This window comes from Mesorhizobium sp. RCAM 05099, assembly GCF_059683685.1.
Genome location: NZ_CM185035.1, coordinates 5,882,653 through 5,908,948, shown reverse-complemented (window position 1 = coordinate 5,908,948; position 26,296 = coordinate 5,882,653). Strand labels below are relative to the sequence as shown.

The window sequence follows — 26,296 nt, the reverse complement described above, 5'->3', positions numbered from 1 at the left end:
CTCAAGGAGAAGAAAATGCTTTCAAGACGTCAGTTACTGGGCGCCGGAGCCTTGCTCGCCGGCGCCACGGCGTGGACCAAGACATCTGCGATGGGCTTACCGGACGCCGCTGTCATGGAGTCCCCGGACATGCAGCCGCCGATATTTCCAACGACCGGTCCTGACTACCAGCCGGTGGTGACGCTCAACGGCTGGACGCTCCCGCACCGGATGAACAATGGCGTGAAGGAATTCCACCTAGTCGCCGAGGCGGTTGAGCGGGAGCTGGCGCCCGGCATGACCGCTTATCTCTGGGGTTATAACGGCCAGTCTCCCGGTCCGACCATCGAGGCAGTCGAGGGCGATCGGGTCCGTATCTTCGTGACCAACAAGCTGCCGGAGCACACCACCGTGCACTGGCACGGCATGATCCTGCCTAGCGGCATGGACGGTGTGACTGGCCTTACCCAACCCGGGATCCCGCCCGGCAAGACCTTCGTCTACGAGTTCGATCTCGTGAAGAGCGGCACCTTCATGTACCACCCGCACGCTGACGAAATGGTCCAGATGGCGATGGGCATGATGGGCTTCTTCGTCATTCATCCGAAAGACCCCAAATTCATGCGGGTGGACCGCGACTTCGTGTTCCTGCTGAACGCCTACGACATCGAGCCCGGATCGTACGTTCCGAAAATCATGACCATGACTGATTTCAACCTGTGGTGTTGGAACAGTCGCCTGTTCCCCGGCATCAGCCACCTTGTCGTGTCCAAGAACGACAAGGTGCGGGTCCGGGTCGGCAACCTGACCATGACCAATCATCCGATCCACATGCATGGCTACGATTTCGAGGTGACCTGCACCGACGGCGGCTGGACCCGCCCTGAGGCTCGCTGGCCGGAAGTATCGATCGACATTCCCGTCGGCGCGATGCGGGCCTACGAGTTCGATGCCAAGTACTTGGGCGACTGGGCGATCCACTGCCACAAGTCGCATCACACAATGAACGCCATGGGTCATGACGTGCCTACGTTTATTGGTGTCGACAACTCGAAGGTCACCGACAAGATCCGACGCGTGCTGCCGGATTACATGGCGATGGGAGACAAGGGCATGGCTGACATGGGCGAGATGGAAATGCCGCTTCCCGACAACACGATTCCAATGATGACCGGTTGGGGTCAGTTCGGCGCTATCGAAATGGGAAGCATGTTCTCGGTCGTGAAGGTGCGCGAGGGCCTGTCCGCGAACGATTACGCCGATCCCGGATGGTACAAACATCCGGAAGGAACCGTTGCCTACGAGTGGACCGGCGATGTTCCAGCCCCCACAAAGTCAGGCGACGCAAAAACGATGGCCCCGGCAGAGCACGGCGGCCACGGAAAACAGGGATGAGAAACCGAAACCCCTCAACCTCAACAATGAGAGAATGTGCAGCATGAAACGTATATTAGCAGCGGCCGTCTTGATGGCGGTCAGTTCCGGAGCAGCTCTTGCCAGTGGAACCCACGCCGGAGGACATGGCGACAAAGCCGCCACGATGGCGATCGGCAACCCTGGTGAAGCTGGCAAGGCAAAGCGGACTATCAACATCTCCATGTCGGAGAAGGACGACGGGACGATGTTGTTCCAACCGGCCGTGCTCAAGGTGAAGAAGGGCGAGACTGTTCGCCTGAAGTTCGTCAACAAAGGCCAAGTCGACCACGAATTCGTCATGGACGTCCATGAAGGGATCATGGACCACAAGGCGCTGATGGAGAAGTTCCCTGAGATGGAGCACGCCGATCCCAACGCGATCCGGCTGGCGCCCGGCGCCAGAGGCGAGATCATCTGGACCTTCGCCAATGCCGGCGAATTCGGGTTCGCCTGCCTGGTCCCGGGTCACTACGATTCCGGCATGAAGGGCGACATCACCGTCGCCAACTGAGTTCGAAAAACGCAAAGGAAGCAACCATGACACTATTGGTAAAAGCACTCTCGACACTCGCGGTCGTACTCGCCATTGGCGGCAGCGCGCTTGCGCAGGAATACGTGAAAGGCGAGGTCATCAAGGTCGACGCCAAACAGAAAAAGCTGACGATCAAACATGAGCCGCTGACGAATCTCGACATGCCTGCGATGACGATGGTGTTCGTCGTCGCGGAGCCGAGTTTGCTCGAGAAGGTCAAATCGGGTCAGGCGATCGAGTTTACAGCCGACCGCGTCAACGGACGCATCACGGTCACCGGTATCAAGTGATCCGGGACTAGCGCCGCGGGTTGATGTTCAATCCGCGGCCGCGGTCTGATCGGCCCATGAGCATAGAAGTCAGGATGACGGAGCCGCGCAGAATGTGACCCAAAGATTTTCTTTCCAGTCGTCATGCGCGAGGTGGTTCAGCAGAGGCATCTCGATAGAATATCTTCGCGTGCCGATGCTCACATATGCCGGATAATTACAGCGAACGCGCGCGCGATGCCTGCCGGTATCTTCATACCTGATGGCACCACTCGCGTCGGTCTCGATTAAGCCAATAGCGACGTCAAAGTCATAGTCCCCATCTCGCGACACACTATTGTTCAGGACGCTTAGCTGGACCGACGTGGCATCTGGAAAGTTGGCAGCGTAAAAGATCAGTCGCTCCGCCGCCATCGAGGGCGTAGCCACCAACACGCCGGCAAATAGTGCAATGGCGCGCATTTCCTCCTCCCGAGGATTGGAGACGATACTATCACCTATCGCATCTATGTTCGAATCGAATCGCTATTCAGGTAGGGAGCCGTCAAGGTTCGGCGATTGGCCGCATCACCTGACGGAAACGTGAGCGCTCATGGCTCTTTTCTTGCACTGCACCATATGCCATACAGCCTATGTGAAGTTCCGGACCTTATTGCCCCGTCTGCTTACGATTCTGGCTGTCGTGAGCCTTCTGACCGCGCCGATGGTGACACCGTCTGCTGCGGCTATGATGGTTGTCGATCCTATGGCGGCGACAATGGCCGATATGGCATCCATGCCGGACGGCATGCCGTGTCCTTCGGACCAGAGGCAGCAACTGCCTGATTGCCAGAAGTCTTGTCCCCTCGCGACCTTATGTGTCGCCAAGTGCTTTCCGAGCGTGTCGACGACCGTAGCAATCACGCTGACCCGGTTAACTGCTGCTGACGTGATCGCGCCTGGCAATGACATCGGACGGGATCTCCTGCCTAGTCCGCCACCTCCCAGACCTCCACGAACCTGAATTCATCGACGGCTCCATCGGGGCCGTTTGTCGCTGCAGGGCTGACGGCCTTGCGGCGAGAGTCCGTGGCTTTGGCATCAGCCTGGCCACCAGCCTGCCGTGCATTCCGCGCGGTCGAATGATGAAATTTGGGAAAATCTGACAATGAAATTTTGCAATGCAAAGCACGTCGCAGCCGCGGCGCTGATCGGTCTTGCTGTCGGCGGTGCCAATTCGAAGGCCTGGGCTGGGATCGACGACTATGAGTTTCAACTCGTTCAAAGCGCGATCAAGAACGGCGATGGCGCGATTGTGGCTGTCCGCCTCATCGACAAGCGCTCCGGCAAGGTGGTGCCCGACGCGGTGATTTTTGCCAAGCGCGTCGACATGGCGCCGGACGGTATGGAGATGATGACGTCGCCAATCGAGTCGTTGCCCTCAACGGAGCCCGGCATCTATCGGTTCAAGACCAATCTGATGATGCCAGGTGGCTACCGCCTGTCGATCGGCGCCAAGGTGCAGGGCGAAACCGGCTCCCTCGAAAACAAGCTCGAATTCAAGGCCACGCCATGAATCGTGCAGGCCGCACCGGCCTCACCCTCGCCGCCATTTTGGCGGCGGGGGCTGGAGGCTACTGGGCGGGGCATCGCAATCTCGCGCTGCCCGCCACTTCGTGGCTGCAGGCTGCTGCCCGGCTGGAAGGCACTGCGACGGCCCCGGCGAGTGCCAACCCTGCGCCCACCGGACCCGTGATCTACTACCGGGATCCGGACGGCCTTCCAGCCTATGCGGCAACTCCGAAGAAGACCGCCGCTGGGCGGGACTTCCTGCCCGTTCTGGCGGGGGAAGACCTGAGCTTCGAGGACAAGCCGCCGGCCGCCGCCGCGACCGTCGCCGCTCCTCCAACGGACGGCGAACCCAAGCGGGTCTTGTACTACCGCAATCCGATGGGCCTTCCGGACACCTCGCCTGCGCCGAAGAAGGATTCGATGGGGATGGATTACATCCCCGTCTACGCGGGCGAGGATGGCGACGCTTCGACCGTCAAAGTCGCCACAGGCAAACTGCAGCGGACCGGCGTCCGCTCGGAGGTCGCCACCGAGCAGGTGATCGTTCGCCCGGTGCGCGTGCCCGGCACCGTGCAGCTCGATGAGCGGCGCATCACGGTGGTCGCGACGCGCACCGATGCCTTCATCGACAAGGTAGCGGACGTTACCACCGGCGATCGGGTCAAAAAGGGCGAACCACTGATGCGGCTGTATTCGGCCGAGATCGCCACGGCGAGCGCCCAATACCTGACCGATCTGAACGGAAGCGGGCGCGCCTCGGCCGGGGCTCGCCAGCGCCTCGAGAACCTTGCGGTCCCACCCGATGTGATCGCGGCAATCGACCGCACTCGCCAGGTCCTGACCTCCATCACCTGGACCGCCCCACGGGATGGGGTGATCCTCGAGCGCAATGCAGTCGAGGGCATGAAGGCGTCGCCCGGTGACGTGCTCTTCCGCCTCGCCGACGTCTCGACCGTCTGGATCGTCGCCGACGTACCCGAATATCAGCTGGGAGCAGTGAAGGTCGGCGCCGTCACCACGGTGCGCGTTCGAAGTCTGCCCGGCCAGACCTTCAGCGGCCGTATCGCCCTGATCTATCCGCAGGTAACCAAGGAAACGCGCACGACCAAGGTGCGGATCGAGATCCCAAATCCGGATGGTCTCTTGCTGCCGGACATGTATGCCGATGTTGAGATCGGCAGCGGCAGCAATGCCCCGGTCGTCGCCGTCCCCGACAGCGCCGTAATCGACACCGGCACTCGGCAGGTCGTGATCCTCGACAAGGGCGAGGGCCGGTTCGAGCCGCGAGAGGTCAAGATCGGCCTTCAGGGCGGCGGCTTTACCGAAATCCGCAACGGTGTTGCCACCGGCGACCGGGTCGTGGTCTCAGCGAATTTCCTGATCGATGCCGAGAGCAATCTGAAGGCTGCGCTGAGCGGCATGACGAACCTGGAGACTCCGCCATGATTGCCCGGCTCATCGCGTGGTCTGCACGCAATCTCGTCCTGATCTTCGTCGGTACAGCCTTCGCGGTGGCCGCCGGAGCCTATGCGCTGAAGACCCTTCCGCTCGACGCGATTCCAGACCTCTCGGACGTCCAGGTCATCGTCTACACCGAATATCCCGGCCAGGCGCCGCAGGTGGTCGAGGACCAGGTCACCTATCCTCTGACGACGGCAATGCTGACTGTGCCGAAGTCCAAGGTGGTGCGTGGGTTCTCCTTCTTCGGCGTTTCCTTCGTCTATGTCATCTTCGAGGACGGGACGGATCCCTATTGGGCGCGCAGCCGCGTGCTCGAATATCTCAACGCCGCCGCGCAGCGCCTACCGGCCGGCGTCACCCCGGGCCTCGGCCCCGATGCGACAGGCGTCGGTTGGGTCTACCAGTACGCCGTCGTCGCCAAGGACATGACGCTGGCCGAGTTGCGGTCACTGCAGGACTGGGTGGTGCGCTATGCCGCCTCCAAGGCGGAGGGGGTCGCCGAGGTCGCCAGCGTCGGTGGCTTCGTCAAGCAGTACAACATCGTCGTCGATCCGCTGCGACTGCGCGCCCAGGGCATATCGCTGTCGATGGTTCGCGACGCGGTTCGCGCCAGCAATCGGGATGTCGGCGGACGCACGCTGGAGCTTTCCGAGTTCGAGTTCATGGTGCGTGGCCGCGGCTACATCAAGTCGACGGCCGATATCGAAGACATCGTCCTGAAGACCGATCAGGGCGTGCCTCTACGCCTCAAGGACGTCGCCGGGGTCGAGATCGGTCCCGACGAACGGCGCGGCATTACCGAACTCAATGGCGAAGGCGAGGTCGCGAGCGGCATCGTCCTGCAGAGGTTCGGGGCCAATGCCCTGACTGTGATCGAGAACGTCAAGCAACGCTTGAGCGACATCGCAGGGAGCCTTCCCAAGGGTGCCGAGATCGTGCCGGTCTACGACCGCTCGCAGCTTATCGAAGCGGCGATCGAAACGTTGAAGCGTACACTCGCCGAGGAGAGCATCATCGTCGCCCTGGTCTGCGTCGTCTTCCTCCTTCACCTGCGCAGCGCGCTCGTCGCCATCTTGATGCTGCCGGTCGGCATCCTGATGGCATTCGGCGCCATGAAGGTGATCGGGCTCGGCTCCAACATCATGAGCCTCGGTGGCATCGCCATCGCCGTTGGCGCCATGATCGATGCCGCTATCGTCATGATTGAGAATGCCCACAAGCATCTGGAGCGGGCGCCACCCGGCAAGCCGCGAGTACAGATCCTGATCGATGCAGCGAGCGAGGTCGGCCCGGCGCTGTTCTTCAGCCTCCTCGTCATAACGGTATCGTTTCTGCCGATCTTTACGCTGGAGTCGCAAGAAGGCCGAATGTTCGGTCCTCTCGCCTTCACCAAGACCTTCGCCATGGCGGCCGCGGCGATCCTGTCGATCACGCTGGTGCCGGCCTTGATGGTGGTCTTCGTGCGCGGCCGGATCATCCCGGAACACAAGAACCCGATCAATCGGTTCCTGATCTGGATCTATCGTCCCGTCATTCGCGGCGTCCTGAAGGCGAAGACGCTGACCATCGCGCTCGCGCTTGTCGTGCTTGGCGTCTCCGTCTGGCCGGTGAGCCAGATCGGCTCGGAATTCATGCCGACCCTGAACGAAGGCACTTTGATGTATATGCCGACGACCCTGCCGGGGATTTCCGTCACCAAGGCGGCGGAACTCCTGCAAATGCAGGACCGGATCATCAAGTCCTTTCCGGAGGTGGATTCCGTCTACGGCAAAGCGGGGAGAGCGATGACCGCGACCGACCCGGCTCCTACCGAGATGTTCGAGACCATCATCAATCTGAAACCAAAGGATCAGTGGCGAACTGGTGTCACCATCGACAGCCTGAAGGCCGAGATGGACAAGGCTCTGCAGTTCCCCGGTGTCTCCAACGCCTGGACCATGCCGATTCGCGCCCGCATCGACATGCTTTCGACCGGCATCCGGACGCCTGTCGGCGTCAAGGTGTTCGGCACCGACCTGGCGCAGATGGAACAGATCGCACGCCAGATCGAAGCGGCCCTCAAAACGGTTCCGGGCACGTCGAGTGCCTATGCCGAGCGGGTTATCGGCGGCTACTATCTCGATATCTTCCCGGATCGCGAGGCGCTCGGCCGTTACGGCCTTGCCGTCGGCGACGTCCAGGACGTCATCGCGACCGCGCTTGGTGGCGAGACTGTGACGACGACGGTCGAGGGGCGTGAGCGATATGGGGTCAACATCCGCTACCCCCGTGATCTGCGCTCTAGCCCTCAGTCGATCGCCACCGACGTCGAAGTGCCGTTGCCCGGCGGCGGCGCCATCCCGCTCGGCGAGGTGGCTAAAGTCCAACTGACGCGCGGCGCGACCTCGATCCGAACTGAGAATGGCCAGCTCGCGACCTACATCTTCGTCGACATCAACGGCCGGGATCTCGGCGGCTATGTCGCCGACGCCCAGAAGGCCGTCGCGGCGACGGTGAAGCTGCCGCCCGGCTATTCGATCGCCTGGAGCGGGCAGTTCGAATATCTGGAGCGGGCCGCGGCGCGGATGAAGATCGTCGTGCCGGTCACGTTGCTCATCATCTTCCTGCTGCTCTATCTCAACTTCCGGGCGCTCACCGAGACATTGATTGTCATGCTGTCCTTGCCCTTCGCCCTTGTCGGCGGGATCTGGCTGATGTGGTGGCTCGGCTTCAACATGTCGGTGGCGGTGGCGGTCGGCTTCATAGCGCTCGCCGGCGTCGCCGCCGAGACTGGTGTCGTCATGCTGATCTATCTGGAGCAGGCTATGGCCGAAGTGAAGGCAGAGCGGGCCGCACGCAATCAGCCATTCAATCGGGCAGATCTCTATCAGGCGATCATGCTTGGTGCAGTGGAGCGTGTCCGGCCGAAGATGATGACTGTCGTGGCCATCATGGCCGGTCTGATCCCAATCCTCTGGAGCACTGGCGCCGGATCGGAAGTGATGCAGCGGATCGCCGTACCGATGATCGGTGGTATGATCTCATCTACGATCCTGACTCTGGTGGTGATCCCGGCGATCTACGGGTTGGTCAAGGGATGGCGGTTGCCGAAAGGCATTGCATCGACGACGACCGACGAGGTTGCGCTCACGGAACCTGCAAGGTTTGACCTCGCTGCCGAATGATGGGAGACCGCAATGATGAGCGATATGATGGGGAGCGGGATGACATGGGGCATGGGCGCCGCAGGGTTGCTCGTGGTCGTCATCGTGCTGCTGATCATTGCGGCCCTGATCAAATACGTCTTCTTTCGTTGAGGCTGATGGACCAGAACCTCATTCGCTGGATCAGTGCGGTCAGATACCTCCCGCGGCTGCTGACCTGACTTCCATGCGTGAAAAGCGAAGGCTTCGGGAGCCTGTCTTGGCATTTGAAAACGGCCTTGACCTTCCGGTGGCTGGAACCCTTAGCCTGATGGGTATCTCCGGAGGTCATCCGATGACACAAGCAACCATCGATCTTGAAAAACGGGTTCTGACCCTCTTCAGGCTGGCATATCGGCAAGGCAGATTGGATGTCGCAGAGCATTTGCTCCGGGCGCTAGAGGCGCTGGACCAGAGCCCCTCCGTTTCGCGGTCACCCTTCGGCAAGCAGGCTTTGAGCGAAGCCTATCATGAACTCATTCGCCGATAATATCTGCGATGCCCGCAGGGGCTTCGCCGATCAAGGTGGCGCAGATAGAAGATAGACCCGGCGGGCAGGATATTGAAATACCGCGCGGTGATTGTCGTCGACGGCGCTGCCATGTACTATGGAGTGCCGGTCATCGATGCTAGGTATTCCGGAGCCGGCAGGGAGAAAAGGCCATGTTACGTTCGATTTCACTTGCGCTTTTCTTGTCGGTCATCCCAGCAACCGCTTTTGCGAATTCATGCCCGACCATCATGGCCGCGATCGATGCGGCGTTACCAACCGCGACCCTCGCGGAGGCCGATATGACCAAGGTCAAAGAACTGCGCGCCCAAGGCGAGAAATTACATGCCGCCGGCGATCATGCGGGGTCAGAGGCTGCGCTCAACCAAGCCAAGAAGATGCTGGGCATTTAGTCGCGACGAATGCGGCTTTCGCGGCCGAGTGCGGGGGCCTGTTGTTCGGCTGCCGCCGCAGCAGGTTTAGCTTGCCTGCCGTTCATGTTGTCCGGACAAACCGCAAATCTGGTGACCTAATGTGAGCTGCCTTCGGCAAGATGAGGCAGGATTCCATCGGTCGCCAGTCGCCTGAACATCGCATCAACCTGCGCAGGCGGCGGCTTCGCACCCCGGTCGAGCCACCAGGTCAATACAGCCATGTAGGCGCCAACGACATACTGGACGACGAATTCGCGTGGGACGGCGTCTGCTGAAGTCTTGTCGACGGTTGTGGAAAGTTCGCCGCGCACCACATCGGAAAGTATCTGGCGGATGCTGCCGAAGCTAATGCCGCCGCCATGACCGCCGGCCAGCGCCCGATAGAGGTCCAGATGGTCTCGGGCATGTTCGAACATGGGCAGGCTAAAGGCCAGATGTCGGTCCTTGCTGTTTCCCGACATCGCCAGAGCGTCTTTCTGCCGATCGACAAGCAGCCTGCGCAGGTTCTCGTCGAGGCCGCTCTTCTTCAGATCATCCTTGCTCGTGTAATGGGCGTAGAAGGTCGATCGGCCGACATTGGCCGCCTCGCAGATGTCCTCGATCGTGATCGCCTCGTAGCCCTTTTTCAGGATCAAGGAGATCAAGGCATGTTGCAGCATCCCCCTGGTGCGGGCGACGCGGCGGTCTATCGCTCTATCTGCCATCTCCGTCACCATTCACGGTCATATCGAGCAAGACGTTCAGTACCGGACATTTCGGCCCGTGTGTTCGTTGACAAAATTCCGGATAATCTGTCTGTTTTTGGACACCGTGTCCAGCTTACCGGCCGACGGAGCTGGAGGCGGGCCTGACGCACGCACCTGCTCTGTACTCCCGATAAGGGGCCCGAAGACCTGGTGCTGAACCGGTGAGGAAGACCGACCTGGACCACGAACGCTATCGTCGCATGCATGGGCGCTCCGGAGCTTCAATGAAGACGACATCATTTGAAGTGCCGCTGAAGGGCAAAAGACAAATAGCGGAAGACACCTGGGCCTTCGCTTTTGAGAGACCGGACGGCTTTCGCTTCAAGGCCGGCCAGCATGTGCGGATGACGCTCATTGATCCTCCCGAAACGGACCGCGCGGGCGATAGCCGGTTTTTCTCGCTCGCCAGCACACCTCAGGAAGCCGATCTGGTTATCGCCATGAGGATGCGTGACACAGCTTTCAAGCGGGTTCTCAGCCGGCTACAGACCGGAGACAGGGTTCTCGTCCAGATGCTGCTGGATGTTCCGCACGGAGCGTTTGTGCTGCACCAGGATGCTTCGCGGCCCGCTGTTTTTCTCGTCGGGGGCATCGGCATCGTTCCGGCCTTCTCGATGATAAAGGACGCGATCGAGCGAAAGCTGTCGCACAGATTGTTTCTGTTCTACTCGATCCGGCGGCCGGAGGACGCGGCGTATCTGGAGGAGTTGCAGAGGCTCGCGGAGCAAAACCCGACTTTCAAACTGGTTGCCACGATGACTGAAGCGGCGCGGTCGGTCCGTTCATGGACCGGCGAAACCGAACGCATAACCCACTCGATGCTTGCAAAGCATGTCGATGACCCGCTGCTTCCCGTCTACTACATTTCGGGGCTGCCGGAGATGGTCAGCGCCATGAAGACGATGCTCGGCGGTTCAGGAGTGAACGAGGCTAGCATACAGGCCGAGACGTTCACCGGATTCGATCTCAACATAATCGGCGGTGTCGCCGGCCGCGGGTGGAGGCGGTTCGCTCCGATGGTCGCAACGGTGCTGGTTGTGGCCGCGCTGGTCATCCTCCATGCTGGCGCTGCTGCCTCGATATTTCGCTACGGTTTCGATGGATTGTCGGGTCCGAGTCCGACCTACGTGACGTTCGGATGGTATGCAGCGATCGGGATCTTTGTTGCCCTTGCGCTGTTCAAGATCAGGTATTTTGCCGGTCGCCATCTTTCTGGCAGGGGCAATGCTGGCAACGCTTTCCTGGGGCAGGGCGATCATACAAAACATCGGCAGGATGGCCCTACGGGACCCTTGTAGACTGTTGCGACACTGCACGTGGCCAATATTGGAATGCATCTCACGAATGCCGCCAGGCTACCGCCGCAACGGAGTCAAGCGAGCTAGGTCGTTTCGGATTGCAACGGCAGCGACACCGCCTTGTCCCATGGCATAGGAGAGCTGATCGAGCCCGCGCACCACGTCGCCCGCCGCATATAGACCCGCTACCGAGGTTCTCTGGTGGTTATCGACGATAAGACATCCGTCGCGCGATACTTCGGCGTCCATCCCAGCCGCAAGTTCCGAACGGATATGGGATCCTAACGCTGGATAGACCGTTGCGAACGAGCGGCGGCCAGTCGGTGTCGCTATCGCGATGCCATCCTGCATCAGTTCAAAATCGAGACATGGACCGTCAACTGTTTGAATGGCGCCGTTCTTGAGACGCGATCTTTGCGCTGCGTCGAGCTCATGATTGCCCGTCGGTGCAATCAAAGTCACATCGGCGGTGTAACTGCGCAAGAACTCCGCTTCGTTCGTTCCGTGTTCGCCGGTTCCGATGACCGCGACCGCACTATCGGTCACCTCATAACCATCGCAAATCGGACAATAACGCAATAACCCACGCGCCAGAGCCTCATCGTGGACATCGGCAGGCATGCTCGGTCTCCGGTTGAAGACGCCTGTTGCCATCAGCACGGTGCGCGCTTGAAACACCCCTTCCATTGCGTGGGCCGTAAACATGCCGGGCCCTCCCTGCAAGGTGAGCACCTTTCCAGCCCAATGGCGTGCCCCATAACGCTTTCCTTGTTCCCGCATGCGCGTGAGAAGCTCGGATCCCGCGATTCCATCGGGAAAACCTGCAAGGTTGCGGGTGAGCGGAATCAGATCAGCCCGGCTCTCACCACTGTCGGCCACCAGGACCGAGAGATGGAAGCGAGCAAGGTATATGGCCGCGGTCAATCCTGCCGGTCCTCCTCCAACAATCAGACAATCAAGCAGCTCGGCCGCGTTGGCTGGCACGCCGGGGATTGGGGGCATCGATCAAAAACCTCGGCCGCCGCTAATTGACATCGATGACCATCGTGAGCCCGCCGCCGCCCTTCTCCTCAACATTGTTGTTCGTCGTGTGATGCGGGATGTGGCAATGCAGCAGCCACTTGCCTGGCCGAAGCGCCCGCCACAGGACGTCGAACCTCTGTCCAGGCCCGACATTGACGGTGTCGGCCGTATACCGGGCGTTTTGGGGCAGCGTCGCGCCGTCGATGGCGGCGACCTGGAACGGCCCGCCGTGAATATGCATCGGATGGACGGCGGTGGTGTTGGACCCCACGAAACGGATCTTGAGCAACTGACCCACCTTCATCTTGATCGTCTCCGTCGCCGGGTAAGACTTGCCGTTGATGGTGAAGAAATTAGGGAAGCCGCCGTCCATCGGCATGGACGGAAATGTCAGCCCTTCCCGTTTCAGCCATTCCTGGAGTTGAACGGTGTATTCGAGGTCGGCGGTGATTGCGTCGGCCGGATTCTTCGGGTCGATGATCAGCGCGCCATAGAGGCCGAGCGCCTGCTGACGGTCGACATGATCATGGGTGTGATAGAAATAAGTGCCGGACTGCTCGACCGTGTATTCGTAGGAAAAGGTTTCGCCGGGCTCGATCGGCTTTTGTGTGACATAGGCCGGGCCATCCATCGCATTGGGCACATCGAGGCCATGCCAGTGCACGGTCGTGCTTTCGGGCAACCGGTTGGTGACGTTGATGCGAACGCGGTCGCCCTGGGTAACGCGCAGCGTCGGACCGGGAACCTGCTTGTTGTAGGCAAAGGCCTCGACCGTCACTCCGGGCAGAATCGACCATTGGATAACCGAAGCCTCGAGATCGAATACCTTAACGCTGTTCTCGATTCGCGGTTCGAGGACCACGCCTCCCTGAGCTGCGGGATCAGCCTTGAAACTCACCAGCCTCGGATCGACTGCCGCCATATCGCGCATGGCAGCGGCCGGCGTATCGCGATCCATGATCATGCCGGGGGGCATAATGGCTCCGCCGACATCGCGCGCAGACAGGCTCATATTAATCCAGTTCGCGGGTGCGATCATGCCGATCGCAAGCGCCAGCAGGGACACCACCCCAAGGGCAGTGATCTGTGGCGTCGTGGCGTCCGTCTCCATCTGGTGGCCGCTCTTTTTGCCCGTGTGGGAGGCCATGTCATGGCCTTGCGGAGCATGATCGCCAGCGTCTGCATGATGCATTTGCATCTGCGCGTGTTGGCCCTTGGCGGGTTGAGCCTGTGCTAGATGAGAAGCACCATGGTCGTGCTGCCGCATTCCGACACCATGCCCGAAAACCATCTCGCCGCCGTGCCAGCCCGTGTAGCCAAGCAGCACAACGACGGCTGCCGACATCATCAGCCCCCACGGCAATACGGCATCTGCCGGACCAAGGGAAAGGCGCACGGCCACGCTGATTGCCGCGATGGCCAGCAGGATGAGGTTACCGACGAGATGATAGCGGGCGTGATAGAGCTTGCGAATTGGCGGACTGCCGAGGAAATCCGTCAGGCCGGCGGCGGCGGCGGCGAGGCCGCCCACCAATCCCGCCGCGATGAGCCAAATGGAGGCGGTCGCCCAGAAAGGATTGCCATTGATCCAGAATGCCAGATCGGAGAGAAGTCCTCCGACGAACAACCCGATCGGCAGGGGAACCAGCATCGGATGAATGGGATGGCGGCCGATCGTAGCCACGACGGGAAATTCAGGGTGGCCCTGCAACTGCTCTCCAGTGTTGCCGCCGTGATCATGAGAATGATCTTCCGTCACCTCTGCCGGTGCCTTCGCCACTGCTGATGCCTTCGCCTGTGCCGGTACCTTCGCTTTCGCCAGTGCTTTCGCAGGCGGGGTCTTCCCGGTATGTCCGGCATGGGTTTCTTCCGCCGCCCCGCCATGCGCGCGCTTCTTGTCCTGATCGGGTTCGGCGGTTTGCGGGCGCAGCGTCATCAGCCCATGCTTCAGCTTGCGTGCGACCAGCCAGACATTGGCAGGGTAGGCGAGAGCAAAGCCGGCGATGACGCCGATCGACATCACGCCCCAGAACAGAAGCTCCGTCGGCTCCATCGCGCGCATGTCGCGGCCCATCATCAGAAAGCTCATGACCGGGGCCATGCCGGCCATCATGAAATTCATTGAGATGAACTCGGGCAGGAAGCTCTTGCGCACGTTCTCCCAATAGGTGCCGCCCATCATCGATTTCATGAAAAGTGACTGGAAGATGAAAAGCCCGAAGGCGAAGCCGGCCAGATATTCGACGATGAGATCAAGCCACATCGGCAGGCCGAGCGACGCGGTGATCACGGCGGCAAGAATGATGCCGGTCGCATCGCCGGCGACGCAATGAATCGTTGAGCCGACGCCCTGCTTCCAGAGCGGCTTGGTGAAGGCCTCATGCCCGCCTGGGCGCGGCTCCTTGTCGGCAAGCACGTAGAGCAGCAGTCCGATCGGACCCATATAGAGGGTCACCAGGATAAACCCCCATTTCATCACCACTGGTTCGGGGTTGTTCCGGTATTGATCGAAGCCGACATAGAGCGTCGAGGCGGCGGCAATTGCGAACCAGGCGACGAGAAAATAGTCGATTGGTTGGATAAGCATCAGGGTCCGCCCTTGGTTTCTCGCCGCATTCTATCAGACGGCCCAGCGTACCAAGCCTCAATGCAAATGAACGCGGCCGGCGCGTTTATGATCCGCCGGCCGCGCCTGATATCCTTCAGGCCGCCAATTTCTCGTTATCGTAGCCGGCAGACTTGATGACGTCGCGGATAGCGGCGTCGTTCGCCTTGGTTTCCACGGCGACCGTCGATGCGCCGAGGTCGACTATGACCCTAGCTGCAGGATCGACACTTTTTACGGCTTTTTCGATCGTGCTGGCACAATGGCCGCAGCTCATATCCGGAACTTTCAATTTCAACATGGCAGCTCTCCTTTTCCTGCTGATGGACCCGTTATGGGGCTTCCCATCGTTGGAAGGTCAAGAGCCTATTTTCTCGTCGATGTAATCATCGCGGTCGCATTGGTGCACTGATTGAAGTTTGCCCCTTGACCTTCCTATCATGGGAACCTTTATATCATGTGGCAGCCACCCAGAATGGAGTTGCAATCCCATGAACGCCGTTACCCCGCACACGCCAGCCGGACCTGTTTCGGTTCCTGGTTCCACAATTCAGGTCGGCATCGCGGGCATGACGTGCGCCTCGTGCGTGCGGCGCGTCGAAAAGGCCATTGCCTCCGCGCCGGGTGTCGTTGGGACATCGGTCAATCTGGCGACCGAACGTGCCGAGGTGACGTTTGCCGGCAAGCCGGACATTGCTCCCGTTATCGCGGCAGTCTCGGCCGCTGGCTATGAGACGCGAGCGGACACGATTGAGCTCGCCCTCGAAGGAATGACCTGCGCTTCCTGCGTCGCGCGCATCGAAAAGGCGCTGAAGGCTGTGCCGGGCGTGACCGAAGCCAGTGTCAATCTGGCAACCGAGCGCGCCACCATCCGCATCGTCGCGGGCAGTGTCGAGGCCGCCGCGCTTGAGGGGGCGGTGGCGGCAGCCGGCTACGAAGCGCGGCAGATCTTGCCGGACGCAGACAAGGACCGTGAGCGCGATGGACGCGAGGCTGAGATTCGGACGCTCCGTCGTTTGCTTGCGCTGGCCGCACTTCTGACGCTGCCGGTGTTCATACTCGAAATGGGCTCTCATCTCGTGCCCGCCTTCCATCACTGGGTGATGATGACGCTCGGCGAGTGGAACTGGCGGCTGCAATCCGTGCTGACTACGATCGTTCTGTTTGGCCCCGGTCTGCGGTTCTTCAGGAAAGGAATGCCGGCGCTGCTCAAGGGCGCGCCGGACATGAATGCGTTGGTGGCGCTTGGCTCGGGTGCTGCCTGGGCATACTCGCTCGTCGCGACCTTCCTCCCCGATGCGCTGCCGGCAGGCACTGCCAACGTCTATTACGAAGCAGCGGCCGTGATCGTGACGTTGATACTGCTCGGCCGCTATCTCGAAGCGCGGGCCAAAGGCCGGACCAGCGAGGCGATCAAGAAACTCGTCGGGCTGCAGCCCAAGACTGCGCGCCTCGTCAAGAACGGCGTCACGGTCGAGGTGCCGCTCGCCGAGGTGCGGGCCGGTGACGTTGTGGTGGTGCGCCCAGGCGAAAAGATCGCTGTCGACGGCGAGATCGTCGAAGGATCATCCTTCGTCGACGAGTCCATGATGACTGGCGAACCGCTGCCTGTCGCCAAGGGCGTCGGCGCGGAGGTCGTCGGCGGCACCATTAACAAGACCGGCAGTTTCTCGTTCTGCGCCACAAAGGTCGGCTCGGCGACGCTGCTCGCCCAGATCATCCGCATGGTTGAATCTGCGCAAGGCTCGAAGCTGCCGATCCAGGCGCTGGTCGATAAGGTGACGGCGTGGTTCGTGCCGGCTGTCATCGCGGCCGCCATGCTCACCTTCGGTGCCTGGTTTGTGCTAGGTCCAGAGCCGGCCCTGTCCTTCGCGCTGGTCAACGCCGTTGCCGTGCTCATCATCGCCTGCCCGTGCGCCATGGGCCTCGCCACGCCGACCTCGATCATGGTCGGTACGGGGCGGGCGGCCGAACTGGGCGTGCTCTTCCGCAAGGGCGAGGCTCTGCAGACATTGCGGGATGCTACGGTCATTGCTCTCGACAAGACCGGAACGCTCACCGAGGGCCGGCCCGAATTGACCGATTTCATCGTGACATCCGGATTTGTCGAAGCCGACGTACTCTGGCTCGTCGGCTCGGTGGAGGTTCGCTCCGAGCATCCCGTCGCCGAGGCGATTGTGCGGGCGGCCGAACGGCGCGGCCTCGTGCCAACCGATATCGAGAACTTCGAGGCCATTCCCGGCTTTGGGGTGAGTGCTGTCGTCGAAGGACGCAAGATCGAGATCGGCGCCGATCGCTTGATGATCCAGCTTGGCCTGGACATTTCAACCTTTGCTTTGGCGTCAGCGCGCCTCGCCGACGAGGGCAAGACCCCGCTTTATGCGGCCATCGATGGCAGGCTTGCTGCAATCATCGCGGTCGCCGATCCGATCAAGGCATCGACGCCAGCTGCTATTGCTGCCCTGCATGCGCTCGGTCTCAAAGTGGCCATGGTGACCGGCGACAACCGGCGCACGGCTGAGGCGATCGGGCGGCGGATCGGCATCGACGAAATCGTCGCCGAGGTGCTGCCCGACGGCAAGGTCGAGGAAGTCAAGCGGCTTGGCCGGCACGGCGCTCGCGTTGCCTTCGTCGGCGACGGCATCAACGACGCGCCCGCGCTGGCAGCGGCGGATGTCGGCATCGCGATTGGCACCGGCACGGATATCGCCATCGAAAGCGCCGACGTCGTCCTGATGTCGGGTGATCTCCGCGGTGTGGCGAATGCCATCGCGCTCTCCAAGGCGACGATCCGCAACATTGGCCAGAACCTGTTCTGGGCCTTTGCCTACAACATCGCGCTCATTCCCGTGGCCGCTGGCGTGCTCTATCCGCTGAGCGGCACGCTCCTGTCGCCGATGCTGGCGGCTGGTGCGATGGCACTGTCCAGCGTCTTCGTCCTGACCAATGCTTTGCGCCTCAGGCGCTTCCGGGCGCCGATCGACGACAGGACACAAGCCGGTCAATTCTCCGTGCAGGTCGTATGACAGATTTGATGCCTTTACGTTTCACCCAGGATCCGGTTCTGATCTTTGCCGAGATTCCCAACCTGCAGGAATGCAAATCATGAACATAGGTGACGCTGCCGCGGAATCGGGCGTTTCGGCCAAGATGATCCGCTACTATGAGTCCATCGGGCTGATCGCGAACGCCTCCCGGACCGACGCCGGCTATCGGGTCTATTCGGACGACGACATTCATGCGCTGAGCTTTATTCGCCGGGCGCGTGATCTTGGCTTTTCGGTCGACCAGATGACCGATCTGCTGGCTCTCTGGAGCGACCGTTCGCGGGCGAGCGCCGATGTCAAGCGGATCGCCATGGAACATGTTGCCGAACTCGAACGGAAAATGCGAGAACTCCAAGACATGTCAAAAACGTTGCGTCATCTGGCAGAGCATTGCCAGGGCGATGATCGGCCGCATTGCCCGATCATCGAAGAGTTTTCTAGCGGCCACGAGGCCGGACCAGCCAAGTCGTCCAAGCGCCCGAAGCTCGGCGGCGAGATCGCCAGGCAACGGCAGGCTTTCTGAATCATACCGCGCGCCGACGCGGGCCAGTCTTTGACCTAGGAGACAACAGATGCATCGACGCGCTTTTCTGGCGGCAGGTCTTGTGACGGTTTTTGGGAGCCCGCGCGCCATCGCTCAAATGAAGATGGATGACATGCCCGGCATGGATATGGGCGGTCACGCAGGCCACGATATGGCCGCAGCGCCGCAAGGCGCGGCCGTCGTACCTGAAGGAGAAGCACTTCGCGACTTGCCCCGCCTCGCCAACGAAGCCGGCACCCCCGGCCTTTTCAGGGGGAAGCTGACGGCAGAGTCCGCCACGGTACGTTTTGCGGAAGGGCTCGATACGCCGATCCTCGGCTACAACGGCATGAGTCCCGGGCCGTTGATCGAGGCGGTCGAGGGTGACCGGGTAGAGATCACCTTCGCCAACCGAATTCCTGAAGAGACGAGCACCATCCATTGGCATGGCATGCCGGTGCCGGCTGACCAGGATGGCAATCCGATGGACCCGGTTGCAACGGGCACTGAGCGCACCTACAGCTTCGACCTGCCGGAAGGCAGCGCCGGCTCCTACTGGTATCATCCACATCCGCATGGCAAGACGGCCGAGCAGGTCTATCGCGGCCTTGCCGGCGCGTTCGTGGTCAAGCCGAAGGCCGATCCGATTCCGGCTGAATACGGCGATACCGTGCTGGTGTTCACCGACCTTCGCCTTGCCGCCGACGGCACCATGCCGGACAACACGATGGTCGACCTGATGAACGGTCGCGTCGGCGATCATGTGCTGGTCAACGGACAGAAGAATCCTCGGCTGGCGGTTCCCTTTGGCACGAAGCGGCGCTTCCGGCTCTATAACGCGACAAACGCGCGGTTCCTTCGACTGTCGTTTGAAGCGTCAATGACAGTTATCGGAACGGACGGTGGCCTGTTGGAGGCACCGATCGCAGTCGATGAGATCCTTCTCAGTCCCGCGGAACGCCTTGAACTCATCGTGTCATTCGACAAGCCCGGACCCGCGACGCTGTACACGCTCGATTACGATCGCGGCTGGATGGGTGCAGGCCGTCCTGCCGATGCAGGGCTGACACTGCTCACGATCAATGTTTCGCAGACGCCTGCAGAGGCGCTCCCGCCACTGCCGGACAGCTTGCGACCGATTGCGCAACTCGGTGCCCCCGCCGTCAGTCGGCGCTTCGTCTTCACCGAAACCATGGCTATGAACGCCAGCGGCATGGAGATGGGGTTCCTGATCAACGGCGCTGCCTTCGATATGAACCGCGTCGATATCGTCGCCAAGGCAGGCGAGGTCGAGCTCTGGGAAATCGTCAACAAGGCGGACATGGACCATCCGTTCCACGTGCATGGGACGCAGTTTCAAGTGGTCGAGCACGAACGCGACGGCAAGGTCTCGAAGCCGGCGTACCGGGCCTGGAAGGATACCGTCAACGTGGCTCGCGGCGAGACGGTACGGCTGTTGCTGCGCCAGGACCGGCCTGGGCCGCGCATGTATCACTGCCACATCCTGGAGCATGAGCAGCTCGGCATGATGGGCATTGTCGACGTGCAGGCATAGGCCGAGTGGCGGCGCTCTATGGCGCGCTGTTCATCAGCGCGTTCCTCGCCGCAACCATCCTGCCGGTCTCATCGGAGGTGGTGCTCGCCGGCCTGGTCGTCTCGGGCCGCGGTGATCCGGCTCTGCTTCTCGCGGTCGCCACGATCGGCAACACGCTGGGCTCCGTGGTGAACTGGATTCTGGGGCGTGGCATCGACTCGCTCCGGACCAGGCGCTGGTTTCCTGTAACTCCTGAGCACTATGAGCAGGCAAGCCGGACGTTCCGACGCTTTGGCGAATGGACGCTTCTGTTCGCCTGGCTGCCGGTCGTTGGTGATGCTTTCACCATTGCGGCAGGCGCTGCACGCGTGAATCTCGGCGTGTTCGTTGCTCTCGTCGCATTGGGCAAGGTTACGCGATATGCGGTGATCATTGCGGGAGGATTATGGGCGATCCGGTGAGCAGCCGGCTTCATCGCCGACCGCAAGTTGCGCGTCCTCTTCCCGCGAAGCGATGTCCGGCTTCCCGAAGAACATGGTGCGCATGACACCATCGCGAAGCACCACGAAATGCACAAGCGCAGCCAGGACGTGAACGCCGACAGATCCAAGCAATATCCAGACCAGCTTTGCATGAACGAACGCGAAAGCCCTTGCCGACAACGCGCCGACAGATGGCGCCAACGGCACGGGCAAGTTCCCGAAAAGCCGTGCGGGAGGCATGAAAGGCATTGGCCGATAGCCCAGCCATCCCGTTATCAGGACGGCAAGAATCATGACGTAGAGAAATACGTGGAAGAAAGCAGTCGCAAACCGCACGGAGCGTGAGGTTTGCCTGACAGGGGGTTGGGTGAAGATGCGCCAGCAAAGCCTGAGGACAATGATGGCAAGGATCGTCACGCCGAGTGACATGTGGACCGGAAGCCAGTTCATCGTCGCCATGCCCGGCCCGTTCATCGGTCCGAAGGCAATGGCGATTTGCGCCGCGAGCGCGATCACGGTCAGCCAATGCAGCAGACGAATGCCAAAATGCCAGCGCAGGCGAGGATTCTCTCTCACCTCTGAGGCCCGCCGGTTGTCAAATGCGCGCGCGAGGGCGTGATGTTTTTCGCCATCTCCAAGCTCATCGAGTTTTTCCTGCTCCCTTCCAATCTTGTCGCGCTCCTCGGTCTGATAGGCATTCTTGCCGTGCTCCTCGGCAGATCCCTCCTGGGACGGGCATGCATCATAGCGTCGGTTCTGTTGCTGGCCATCTGCGGTTGGAGCCCTCTGGGACCGGCTGCGTTGATGGTGCTCGAGAACCGCTTCCCCCACCCGATTATCGATGGGCCCGTTACTGGCATCATCCTGCTTGGTGGAGCGGTCGATACGCATATCAGCAGCGAACGCGACACCTTGGCGATGAATGAGGCGGGAGAACGACTGACCGCGACCGTTGATCTCAGCAGGCGCTATCCCGATGCAAGGATTTTTCTGTCAGGAGGGTCAAGCCATATCGACGGCGCCGGCAAACTGACCGAATCCCAGGTTGCTCGTGACATTCTCGTGTCGTTGGGCGTTGCGCCGCAGCGGATCGACATGGAAGAACGATCGCGAAATACCTGCGAGAACGGCACCGAAAGCGCCGCCTCGGTCAAACCGAAGCCAGGCGACCTCTGGCTTCTGGTCACGTCAGCCAGTCACATGCCGAGGGCGGTTGGATGTTTTCGCTCCTCTGGATTTGATATTACCCCTTACCCGGTCGACTATCGAACACGCGGCGCAGCGGATCTCAAGCGTCCGGCCGGTTCGATCGCCGTCGGCTTGGCTGCGACCGATCTTGCTGCGCATGAATGGTTCGGATTGCTGACCTACAGGGTTGCCGGCCTGACGGCTGAGCTGTTTCCTTCGTTGCATTAGGCATAGTGCGCCGGGCGAAGGCATGCTTTTTCATGCCATCGAACAGCCTGCCACTCGCTGCCATCCCCGACTAATTGGAGCCGGCGAGGGGAGATGATCTCCGCTTGGCGAGTTCGCGGTAAAGCGCCTCTGGCGTGATCCCGATCTCCGAAGCCAACCCGCGCCAATGACCCTTGGACGGTAAGATCCCGTCATTGAGGACAATCCAGGCTTCGATCCGCTGCGCAACCGTTTTCAACGACAATATCTCGGCGACTGTCCGCGTCCGCTGCACTTCCTGCGCCAAATGGCGTGTCCAAGCTCGCGCCAGATCGGGGTCGGACGTCAGAGCCGCCTGCAACTGTTGGCGCGGCACGACCCGCAGCACCGAAGCTTCCGTGGCGACGGCCTCGCAGTGATAATTTTCGGCGAACAGTGACGCCTCGGCGAGGACGGCACCTGCGCCGGCACGCTGCAACGTGAGTTCGAACCCGTGCGGTAGCGAACGGGTGAGCCGAAGTTCTCCCGAGGCGACCAAAAACAGCGACAGGATGGGGTCGCCAACACGAAACAGCACGTCGTCCTCAACGAGTTCTTGCTCGCGCTCAGCCAATTTCGACAATTCGAAAAGCAGAGAGTTTGACATGATCGTGATCATGTTCGGATCACCCATTCACTGCAAGAGTGGCGGCCAAACAAACTGAGGATTGACGAGATGTCTCGAGGTCAGGTTGTGCTGTGTCTTGCCCTGCAGCTTACTGGCAATGGAGCGGCGTGGGCGCAGCATCAGGGGATGATGCCCGGCCATTCTGCCCAGTCTGCGACGATAACCGGTTCGCCCTATGCAGGGATGGAGCGACGCGCTGTGAAGGCGCTAGCGGATCAGGAGATTGCGGATCTCAAGACTGGCCGCGGCATGGGGCTCGCGCTGGTGGCCGAGCTCAACGGCTATCCCGGCCCGTCGCACGTGCTCGAACTCGCAGATGCGCTTCAGCTGAACAACGAACAGAGAGCGAAAGTGAAAGCACTGCTTAGTGCCATGAAAATTGAGACTATTCCGCTCGGTGAGCGGCTTATCGCCGAAGAGATGGCGTTGGATAGGCTGTTCGCTGACAGGACCGTGACGCCGGCATCGCTAGATGCGGCGGCCTCGCGGATCGGCGTTGTGCAAGGCGCTCTGCGTGCGGCACATCTGCGCTACCACTTGGCAATGATCGAGGTTCTGAATCCCCACCAGATCGCCCGCTATGCTCAGTTGCGAGGGTACGCGAAAAGCACGACCCACGAGGGTCATTCTGATTGAAGCTGATGGCAAGCCTTCCCAACCGGACGGGTGGCGCTTCCAAAAGCGCTTGACGCTATCCTCCCCGGGAGGATACGCATCGGCCATGTCAGATCACGTCCACGCCTCCCATCCCGCCATCGTCAAGCGTCTGAAGCGCGCGCAGGGCCACCTCGCGGCGGTGCTGTCCATGTTCGAGGCCCATCGTCCCTGCGTTGACTTGGCGCAGCAGCTCCACGCGGTGGAAAGCGCGATCAGCAGCGCCAAGCGTGAACTGATCCACGATCACATCGAGCATTGCCTGACAGACGCCGCAGAGTCCGGCGGCAACTCGCTGGCAGAACTCAAGCAGCTGGCGAAATACCTATGAGCGGCCTCGGAGCGCGCATTCTCGACTGGTTTGGCTTCGGGTCGCATGATCACGGGGCGCACGGTCACGACCATGGCAGCGGGCCGCATGGCCATACGCATGGCGTGATCGACGCGACGATCGCAACGACCGACCGAGGTATTTGGGCGATCAAATGGTCGTTCGTCATCCTGGCCATCACGGCGGCGTTGCAGATGGTCGTGGTTGTGTTGTCGGGCAGCGTGGCGCTGCTGGCCGACACGATCCACAACATCGGCGACGCCACCACCGCAGTTCCGCTTTGGATCGCGTTCATGCTGGCGCGGCGTAGGCCTACCAAGACGTTCACCTACGGTCTTGGCCGGGTCGAGGATTTGGCCGGGATCATCATTGTGCTGATCATCCTGTTCAGTGCCATCGTCGCGGGATACCAGGCTATTGAGCGGCTGATAAATCCGCAAGCAGTGACCCATCTTGGCTGGCTGACGGCGGCAGGCATTGTCGGCTTTCTCGGCAATGAGGCGGTTGCGGTGTTTCGTATCCGCGTCGGTCGCGAAATCAACAGCGCTGCGCTCATCGCCGACGGCTACCATGCCCGCACCGATGGGCTCACCAGCCTTGCCGTCGTCGCCGGAGCCCTCGGCGTCTGGCTCGGCTTTCCACTAGCCGACCCGATTGTCGGACTGCTCATTACGATTGCGATTTTCGGCATCGTCTGGCAGTCGGCGCGCTCGGTGCTCACCCGCATGTTGGACGGCATAGAGCCCGGCGTGATGGATGAAATTCAACACGCCGCCGCGCATGTGCCGGGAGCGCGTATTGTCGATGCCAGGGCGCGATGGATTGGCCATAAGCTGCACGCTGACATTGCCATTGCCGTCGATGAAGCGTTGCCCGTCTCGGAGGCCAACAAGATCACAGCCGCGCTGGAAGATGAGCTATTCGAGCATATGCCGGCTCTCGCAGCGGCAAACGTGCGGTTTTCGACCGAACATGAAGAGCACGACCATCCACACTTCCATGAACATGCTCATGGCGAACATGACGGTCACAAGCACTGACGGTCGCAGCGACCGGCTCGCTTCTGCTAGTCTCACCTGATGTTCCAAACGCTTGTCGAGTTCCAGCGCACGATCTATCTGGCGCTCGCCGACCAGATCAGACTGCTTTCGGCCGGCGGCGGCTGGCTGGCCTTCATGGCCTTCCTGCCGGTGGGTATTCTGTTCGGTGCGGCGCATGCCCTGACGCCCGGCCATAGCAAAGCCGTGCTAGCCACCTATCTGGCAGGATCGGATGCCAGCGTCCAGCGTGGGCTTGTAGTGTCGCTGACGCTCTCCTTCACGCATGTGACGATTGCCGTCCTGATCGCAGTTCTCTCGCTGCCGCTGGTGTCCATCGCTTTAGGCAGCGTTGGCCGCGCTCCGCTTTTGGAAGATGTCAGTCGCGGCCTGCTTGGGCTGATTGGCGCCTGGATGCTCTGGCGCGCTTTGAGCCATGGCCATCACCACAAGCATGAAGGCGAGGCCGTGGGTGTCATGGCTGGTCTTATCCCCTGTCCCCTGACGCTTTTCGTGATGACCTTCGCGATATCCAGAGGCGTTCCGGTCGCCGGCATCCTGTTTGCAATCACCATGATGGTCGGGGTGGCGCTGACGCTATCTTGTGTCGCGGTTCTGTCGATCCTGTTTCGCGAGCGTCTCGTGCATTTTTTCGACAGCCGGCCACGCCTGTTCGATGTCATTTCCCGAACCATCGAAGGTGCCGCCGGGCTTGCGCTCGCCGGCGTTGCTTTCTGGCAGATCACGTCGAATTGAGGCTCGTGGCAAATTTATATACCCCCGCCGCAGCCGTCGGATAGGTTCCATCTGTCGACGATCTGCCTGCCGCTAAAACCGTGTTCATGGATCAGGTGTTTTGCCAGTCCGCCATACACTTTCCAACGCCAGCATTAGCAACCGGTTGGCCCTGGCGCAGGCGCAGCGTCGAGCCGGGGATGGTGCCGTGATAGGCCCGCACCGGGATATACGGCCCATCTGGGCCGCTGAACCGGGCCTGGCTCGGCGCGGTTCTGATCCGGCGCTCATCGATAGCGGCAGCCAGTGACGATGCCGGGCGCATCGATGCCGAAACGGCAAGGCCCGTCGCCGCGACGAGAAAGCCTGCGGCGCGATATGAAATGACTGAAATCGGAATTCACCCTTATGCCCTTTGCGATCTCGATCGACGGCGAGCCATCGATTGAATTGCTGTCTGCGCTCACGGCGCAACAACGCGCTTGGCGGGCGATCAGGCGCCGGAACTCAGCTGCGGGACGGCTGAAACGGCGTCAGACGAGAGGGTCTTGGAGGGATGGTTCGGGCAGGGTACTTCTCCCGAGCAGGAACGGGGTCGGCAGCGGCGATGGTTATTGCGCCGGCGGCACCATCATTACGACGAGGTCTTGCGGCAGCACAGCGAACGCCGGCGCGATACAGGTCGGCGGACAGTGCATCGGGTTGCCGTTGTCGCCCGCGCCTTTCAGGCACGAGCTGCAATCGCTGGCGGTTCCCATACCGGACATTCCGGCCATGCCGGCGGTCATCGTCATCTTCGCCGACATGATGCTCGCCCGAGCGCCGGAAAGGCTGAGCCCGGCGGTCAGCAAGACCGCGAGCAGCATGACGAGCAGATGTTTTGGCGAAAGTCGGGCCATGATCCG

Annotated in this window: 25 protein-coding genes and 1 pseudogene; 18 read left to right on the top strand and 8 right to left on the bottom strand. The window is 61.1% G+C overall.

Annotated elements, in window-relative coordinates; all coding sequences use genetic code 11:
- The first annotated feature begins 15 nt into the window (after nucleotides 1-15).
- Genes AC56QQ_RS29105 through AC56QQ_RS29095 form a run of 3 tightly spaced genes read left to right on the top strand, consistent with a single transcriptional unit; the run spans nucleotide 16 to nucleotide 2,217 of the window.
- On the top strand, nucleotides 16-1,374 hold the full coding sequence (locus AC56QQ_RS29105) for a multicopper oxidase family protein (RefSeq protein ID WP_497129165.1): 1,359 nt from the start codon (nucleotides 16-18) through the stop codon (nucleotides 1,372-1,374).
- 43 nt (nucleotides 1,375-1,417) lie between these two features.
- Complete coding sequence (locus AC56QQ_RS29100; protein ID WP_497124280.1) at nucleotides 1,418-1,906, top strand: cupredoxin domain-containing protein; 489 nt, start codon at nucleotides 1,418-1,420, stop codon at nucleotides 1,904-1,906.
- A 26-nt stretch (nucleotides 1,907-1,932) separates the two neighbouring features.
- Nucleotides 1,933-2,217, top strand: a complete 285-nt coding sequence (locus tag AC56QQ_RS29095) for a copper-binding protein (protein ID WP_497124279.1) — start codon at nucleotides 1,933-1,935, stop codon at nucleotides 2,215-2,217.
- A gap of 69 nt (nucleotides 2,218-2,286) precedes the next feature.
- Here the strand turns inward: AC56QQ_RS29095 and AC56QQ_RS29090 are convergent, their stop codons facing one another.
- Nucleotides 2,287-2,658: a hypothetical protein gene (locus AC56QQ_RS29090; RefSeq protein ID WP_497124278.1), complete on the bottom strand. Its 372-nt coding sequence runs from the start codon at nucleotides 2,656-2,658 to the stop codon at nucleotides 2,287-2,289.
- Between the two features lie 685 nt (nucleotides 2,659-3,343).
- Here AC56QQ_RS29090 and AC56QQ_RS29085 point away from each other — a divergent pair.
- The 5 genes from AC56QQ_RS29085 (at nucleotide 3,344) to AC56QQ_RS29065 (ending at nucleotide 9,293) form a co-directional block, all read left to right on the top strand.
- Nucleotides 3,344-3,751 (top strand): FixH family protein, encoded by a 408-nt coding sequence (locus AC56QQ_RS29085; protein WP_497124277.1) that lies wholly within the window; start codon nucleotides 3,344-3,346, stop codon nucleotides 3,749-3,751.
- Nucleotides 3,748-5,193 (top strand): efflux RND transporter periplasmic adaptor subunit, encoded by a 1,446-nt coding sequence (locus AC56QQ_RS29080; protein ID WP_497124276.1) that lies wholly within the window; start codon nucleotides 3,748-3,750, stop codon nucleotides 5,191-5,193. The genes AC56QQ_RS29085 and AC56QQ_RS29080 overlap by 4 nt, the downstream gene beginning before the upstream one ends.
- Nucleotides 5,190-8,372 carry an efflux RND transporter permease subunit gene (locus tag AC56QQ_RS29075; RefSeq protein ID WP_497124275.1) on the top strand — a complete coding sequence of 1,061 codons (3,183 nt, stop codon included), beginning with the start codon at nucleotides 5,190-5,192 and terminating at the stop codon, nucleotides 8,370-8,372. Before AC56QQ_RS29080 ends, AC56QQ_RS29075 begins: the two co-directional genes overlap by 4 nt.
- A gap of 238 nt (nucleotides 8,373-8,610) precedes the next feature.
- Nucleotides 8,611-8,880 carry a hypothetical protein gene (locus tag AC56QQ_RS29070; protein WP_497124274.1) on the top strand — a complete coding sequence of 90 codons (270 nt, stop codon included), beginning with the start codon at nucleotides 8,611-8,613 and terminating at the stop codon, nucleotides 8,878-8,880.
- Nucleotides 8,881-9,053: 173 nt separating this feature from the next.
- Nucleotides 9,054-9,293 (top strand): PA2433 domain-containing protein, encoded by a 240-nt coding sequence (locus AC56QQ_RS29065; protein ID WP_497124273.1) that lies wholly within the window; start codon nucleotides 9,054-9,056, stop codon nucleotides 9,291-9,293.
- A gap of 116 nt (nucleotides 9,294-9,409) precedes the next feature.
- Here the strand turns inward: AC56QQ_RS29065 and AC56QQ_RS29060 are convergent, their stop codons facing one another.
- Nucleotides 9,410-10,018, bottom strand: coding sequence for a TetR/AcrR family transcriptional regulator (locus AC56QQ_RS29060; RefSeq protein ID WP_497124272.1), 609 nt, complete (start codon nucleotides 10,016-10,018; stop codon nucleotides 9,410-9,412).
- Between the two features lie 266 nt (nucleotides 10,019-10,284).
- On the opposite strand from AC56QQ_RS29060, the gene AC56QQ_RS29055 reads away from it, so the two are divergent.
- Entirely contained in the window at nucleotides 10,285-11,358 is a 1,074-nt protein-coding gene (locus AC56QQ_RS29055) for an FAD-dependent oxidoreductase (RefSeq protein WP_497124271.1), read from the top strand.
- Nucleotides 11,359-11,415: 57 nt separating this feature from the next.
- Here the strand turns inward: AC56QQ_RS29055 and AC56QQ_RS29050 are convergent, their stop codons facing one another.
- From AC56QQ_RS29050 to AC56QQ_RS29040, 3 genes are all read right to left on the bottom strand, one after another.
- Nucleotides 11,416-12,282, bottom strand: a complete 867-nt coding sequence (locus AC56QQ_RS29050; protein WP_497124270.1) for an NAD(P)/FAD-dependent oxidoreductase — start codon at nucleotides 12,280-12,282, stop codon at nucleotides 11,416-11,418.
- 100 nt (nucleotides 12,283-12,382) lie between these two features.
- Nucleotides 12,383-14,968: a multicopper oxidase domain-containing protein gene (locus AC56QQ_RS29045; RefSeq protein WP_497124269.1), complete on the bottom strand. Its 2,586-nt coding sequence runs from the start codon at nucleotides 14,966-14,968 to the stop codon at nucleotides 12,383-12,385.
- Between the two features lie 115 nt (nucleotides 14,969-15,083).
- Nucleotides 15,084-15,287, bottom strand: coding sequence for a heavy-metal-associated domain-containing protein (locus tag AC56QQ_RS29040; RefSeq protein WP_497124268.1), 204 nt, complete (start codon nucleotides 15,285-15,287; stop codon nucleotides 15,084-15,086).
- A gap of 268 nt (nucleotides 15,288-15,555) precedes the next feature.
- Here AC56QQ_RS29040 and AC56QQ_RS29035 point away from each other — a divergent pair, with 268 nt between their 5' ends.
- From AC56QQ_RS29035 to AC56QQ_RS29020, 4 genes are all read left to right on the top strand, one after another.
- Entirely contained in the window at nucleotides 15,556-18,012 is a 2,457-nt protein-coding gene (locus AC56QQ_RS29035) for a heavy metal translocating P-type ATPase (protein ID WP_497129163.1), read from the top strand.
- Between the two features lie 79 nt (nucleotides 18,013-18,091).
- A complete protein-coding gene (gene cueR / locus AC56QQ_RS29030; RefSeq protein ID WP_497124267.1) occupies nucleotides 18,092-18,556 on the top strand; it encodes a Cu(I)-responsive transcriptional regulator in 465 nt (154 codons plus the stop codon).
- A gap of 49 nt (nucleotides 18,557-18,605) precedes the next feature.
- Nucleotides 18,606-20,111 carry a multicopper oxidase family protein gene (locus AC56QQ_RS29025; protein WP_497124266.1) on the top strand — a complete coding sequence of 502 codons (1,506 nt, stop codon included), beginning with the start codon at nucleotides 18,606-18,608 and terminating at the stop codon, nucleotides 20,109-20,111.
- A 5-nt stretch (nucleotides 20,112-20,116) separates the two neighbouring features.
- Nucleotides 20,117-20,551, top strand: coding sequence for a YqaA family protein (locus tag AC56QQ_RS29020; RefSeq protein WP_497124265.1), 435 nt, complete (start codon nucleotides 20,117-20,119; stop codon nucleotides 20,549-20,551).
- On the opposite strand, the gene AC56QQ_RS29015 is transcribed toward AC56QQ_RS29020, so the two are convergent.
- Nucleotides 20,534-21,403 carry a cytochrome b gene (locus tag AC56QQ_RS29015; RefSeq protein ID WP_497124264.1) on the bottom strand — a complete coding sequence of 290 codons (870 nt, stop codon included), beginning with the start codon at nucleotides 21,401-21,403 and terminating at the stop codon, nucleotides 20,534-20,536. The two genes, AC56QQ_RS29020 and AC56QQ_RS29015, sit on opposite strands and share 18 nt — an antisense overlap.
- Here AC56QQ_RS29015 and AC56QQ_RS29010 point away from each other — a divergent pair.
- Nucleotides 21,377-21,988 carry a YdcF family protein gene (locus AC56QQ_RS29010; protein ID WP_497124263.1) on the top strand — a complete coding sequence of 204 codons (612 nt, stop codon included), beginning with the start codon at nucleotides 21,377-21,379 and terminating at the stop codon, nucleotides 21,986-21,988. The genes AC56QQ_RS29015 and AC56QQ_RS29010 overlap by 27 nt on opposite strands.
- A gap of 70 nt (nucleotides 21,989-22,058) precedes the next feature.
- Here AC56QQ_RS29010 and AC56QQ_RS29005 read toward each other — a convergent pair whose 3' ends face one another.
- Nucleotides 22,059-22,625, bottom strand: coding sequence for a Crp/Fnr family transcriptional regulator (locus AC56QQ_RS29005; protein WP_497124262.1), 567 nt, complete (start codon nucleotides 22,623-22,625; stop codon nucleotides 22,059-22,061).
- Between the two features lie 57 nt (nucleotides 22,626-22,682).
- Between AC56QQ_RS29005 and AC56QQ_RS29000 the strand changes: the two genes are divergently transcribed.
- The 4 genes and pseudogenes from AC56QQ_RS29000 (at nucleotide 22,683) to AC56QQ_RS28985 (ending at nucleotide 25,412) form a co-directional block, all read left to right on the top strand.
- Nucleotides 22,683-23,270 carry a periplasmic heavy metal sensor gene (locus tag AC56QQ_RS29000; protein ID WP_497124261.1) on the top strand — a complete coding sequence of 196 codons (588 nt, stop codon included), beginning with the start codon at nucleotides 22,683-22,685 and terminating at the stop codon, nucleotides 23,268-23,270.
- 85 nt (nucleotides 23,271-23,355) lie between these two features.
- Entirely contained in the window at nucleotides 23,356-23,619 is a 264-nt protein-coding gene (locus AC56QQ_RS28995; RefSeq protein ID WP_497124260.1) for a metal-sensing transcriptional repressor, read from the top strand.
- Nucleotides 23,616-24,620, top strand: a pseudogene (locus AC56QQ_RS28990) (cation diffusion facilitator family transporter); the annotation flags it as partial. The gene AC56QQ_RS28995 and the pseudogene AC56QQ_RS28990, both read left to right, overlap by 4 nt.
- Before the next feature lie 78 nt (nucleotides 24,621-24,698).
- Nucleotides 24,699-25,412 carry a HoxN/HupN/NixA family nickel/cobalt transporter gene (locus tag AC56QQ_RS28985; RefSeq protein WP_497124259.1) on the top strand — a complete coding sequence of 238 codons (714 nt, stop codon included), beginning with the start codon at nucleotides 24,699-24,701 and terminating at the stop codon, nucleotides 25,410-25,412.
- A gap of 590 nt (nucleotides 25,413-26,002) precedes the next feature.
- Here the strand turns inward: AC56QQ_RS28985 and AC56QQ_RS28980 are convergent.
- Complete coding sequence (locus AC56QQ_RS28980) at nucleotides 26,003-26,290, bottom strand: hypothetical protein (RefSeq protein WP_497124258.1); 288 nt, start codon at nucleotides 26,288-26,290, stop codon at nucleotides 26,003-26,005.
- Between the last annotated feature and the right edge of the window lie 6 nt (nucleotides 26,291-26,296).

What these genes read in the sequence shown, in the direction of transcription:
- AC56QQ_RS29025 (WP_497124266.1), top strand. Translation starts at nt 18,606, where the DNA reads ATGCATCGACGCGCTTTTCTGGCGGCAGGTCTTGTGACGGTTTTTGGG.
- AC56QQ_RS29105 (WP_497129165.1), top strand. Translation starts at nt 16, where the DNA reads ATGCTTTCAAGACGTCAGTTACTGGGCGCCGGAGCCTTGCTCGCCGGC.
- AC56QQ_RS29040 (WP_497124268.1), bottom strand. Translation starts at nt 15,287, where the DNA reads ATGTTGAAATTGAAAGTTCCGGATATGAGCTGCGGCCATTGTGCCAGC.
- AC56QQ_RS29080 (WP_497124276.1), top strand. Translation starts at nt 3,748, where the DNA reads ATGAATCGTGCAGGCCGCACCGGCCTCACCCTCGCCGCCATTTTGGCG.
- AC56QQ_RS29095 (WP_497124279.1), top strand. Translation starts at nt 1,933, where the DNA reads ATGACACTATTGGTAAAAGCACTCTCGACACTCGCGGTCGTACTCGCC.
- AC56QQ_RS29005 (WP_497124262.1), bottom strand. Translation starts at nt 22,625, where the DNA reads ATGATCACGATCATGTCAAACTCTCTGCTTTTCGAATTGTCGAAATTG.
- AC56QQ_RS29100 (WP_497124280.1), top strand. Translation starts at nt 1,418, where the DNA reads ATGAAACGTATATTAGCAGCGGCCGTCTTGATGGCGGTCAGTTCCGGA.
- AC56QQ_RS29060 (WP_497124272.1), bottom strand. Translation starts at nt 10,018, where the DNA reads ATGGCAGATAGAGCGATAGACCGCCGCGTCGCCCGCACCAGGGGGATG.
- AC56QQ_RS29035 (WP_497129163.1), top strand. Translation starts at nt 15,556, where the DNA reads ATGACGTGCGCCTCGTGCGTGCGGCGCGTCGAAAAGGCCATTGCCTCC.
- AC56QQ_RS29065 (WP_497124273.1), top strand. Translation starts at nt 9,054, where the DNA reads ATGTTACGTTCGATTTCACTTGCGCTTTTCTTGTCGGTCATCCCAGCA.
- AC56QQ_RS29090 (WP_497124278.1), bottom strand. Translation starts at nt 2,658, where the DNA reads ATGCGCGCCATTGCACTATTTGCCGGCGTGTTGGTGGCTACGCCCTCG.
- AC56QQ_RS29075 (WP_497124275.1), top strand. Translation starts at nt 5,190, where the DNA reads ATGATTGCCCGGCTCATCGCGTGGTCTGCACGCAATCTCGTCCTGATC.
- AC56QQ_RS28995 (WP_497124260.1), top strand. Translation starts at nt 23,356, where the DNA reads ATGTCAGATCACGTCCACGCCTCCCATCCCGCCATCGTCAAGCGTCTG.
- AC56QQ_RS28985 (WP_497124259.1), top strand. Translation starts at nt 24,699, where the DNA reads ATGTTCCAAACGCTTGTCGAGTTCCAGCGCACGATCTATCTGGCGCTC.
- AC56QQ_RS29085 (WP_497124277.1), top strand. Translation starts at nt 3,344, where the DNA reads ATGAAATTTTGCAATGCAAAGCACGTCGCAGCCGCGGCGCTGATCGGT.
- AC56QQ_RS28980 (WP_497124258.1), bottom strand. Translation starts at nt 26,290, where the DNA reads ATGGCCCGACTTTCGCCAAAACATCTGCTCGTCATGCTGCTCGCGGTC.
- cueR (WP_497124267.1), top strand. Translation starts at nt 18,092, where the DNA reads ATGAACATAGGTGACGCTGCCGCGGAATCGGGCGTTTCGGCCAAGATG.
- AC56QQ_RS29045 (WP_497124269.1), bottom strand. Translation starts at nt 14,968, where the DNA reads ATGCTTATCCAACCAATCGACTATTTTCTCGTCGCCTGGTTCGCAATT.
- AC56QQ_RS29010 (WP_497124263.1), top strand. Translation starts at nt 21,377, where the DNA reads ATGGTGCTCGAGAACCGCTTCCCCCACCCGATTATCGATGGGCCCGTT.
- AC56QQ_RS29000 (WP_497124261.1), top strand. Translation starts at nt 22,683, where the DNA reads ATGTCTCGAGGTCAGGTTGTGCTGTGTCTTGCCCTGCAGCTTACTGGC.
- AC56QQ_RS29055 (WP_497124271.1), top strand. Translation starts at nt 10,285, where the DNA reads ATGAAGACGACATCATTTGAAGTGCCGCTGAAGGGCAAAAGACAAATA.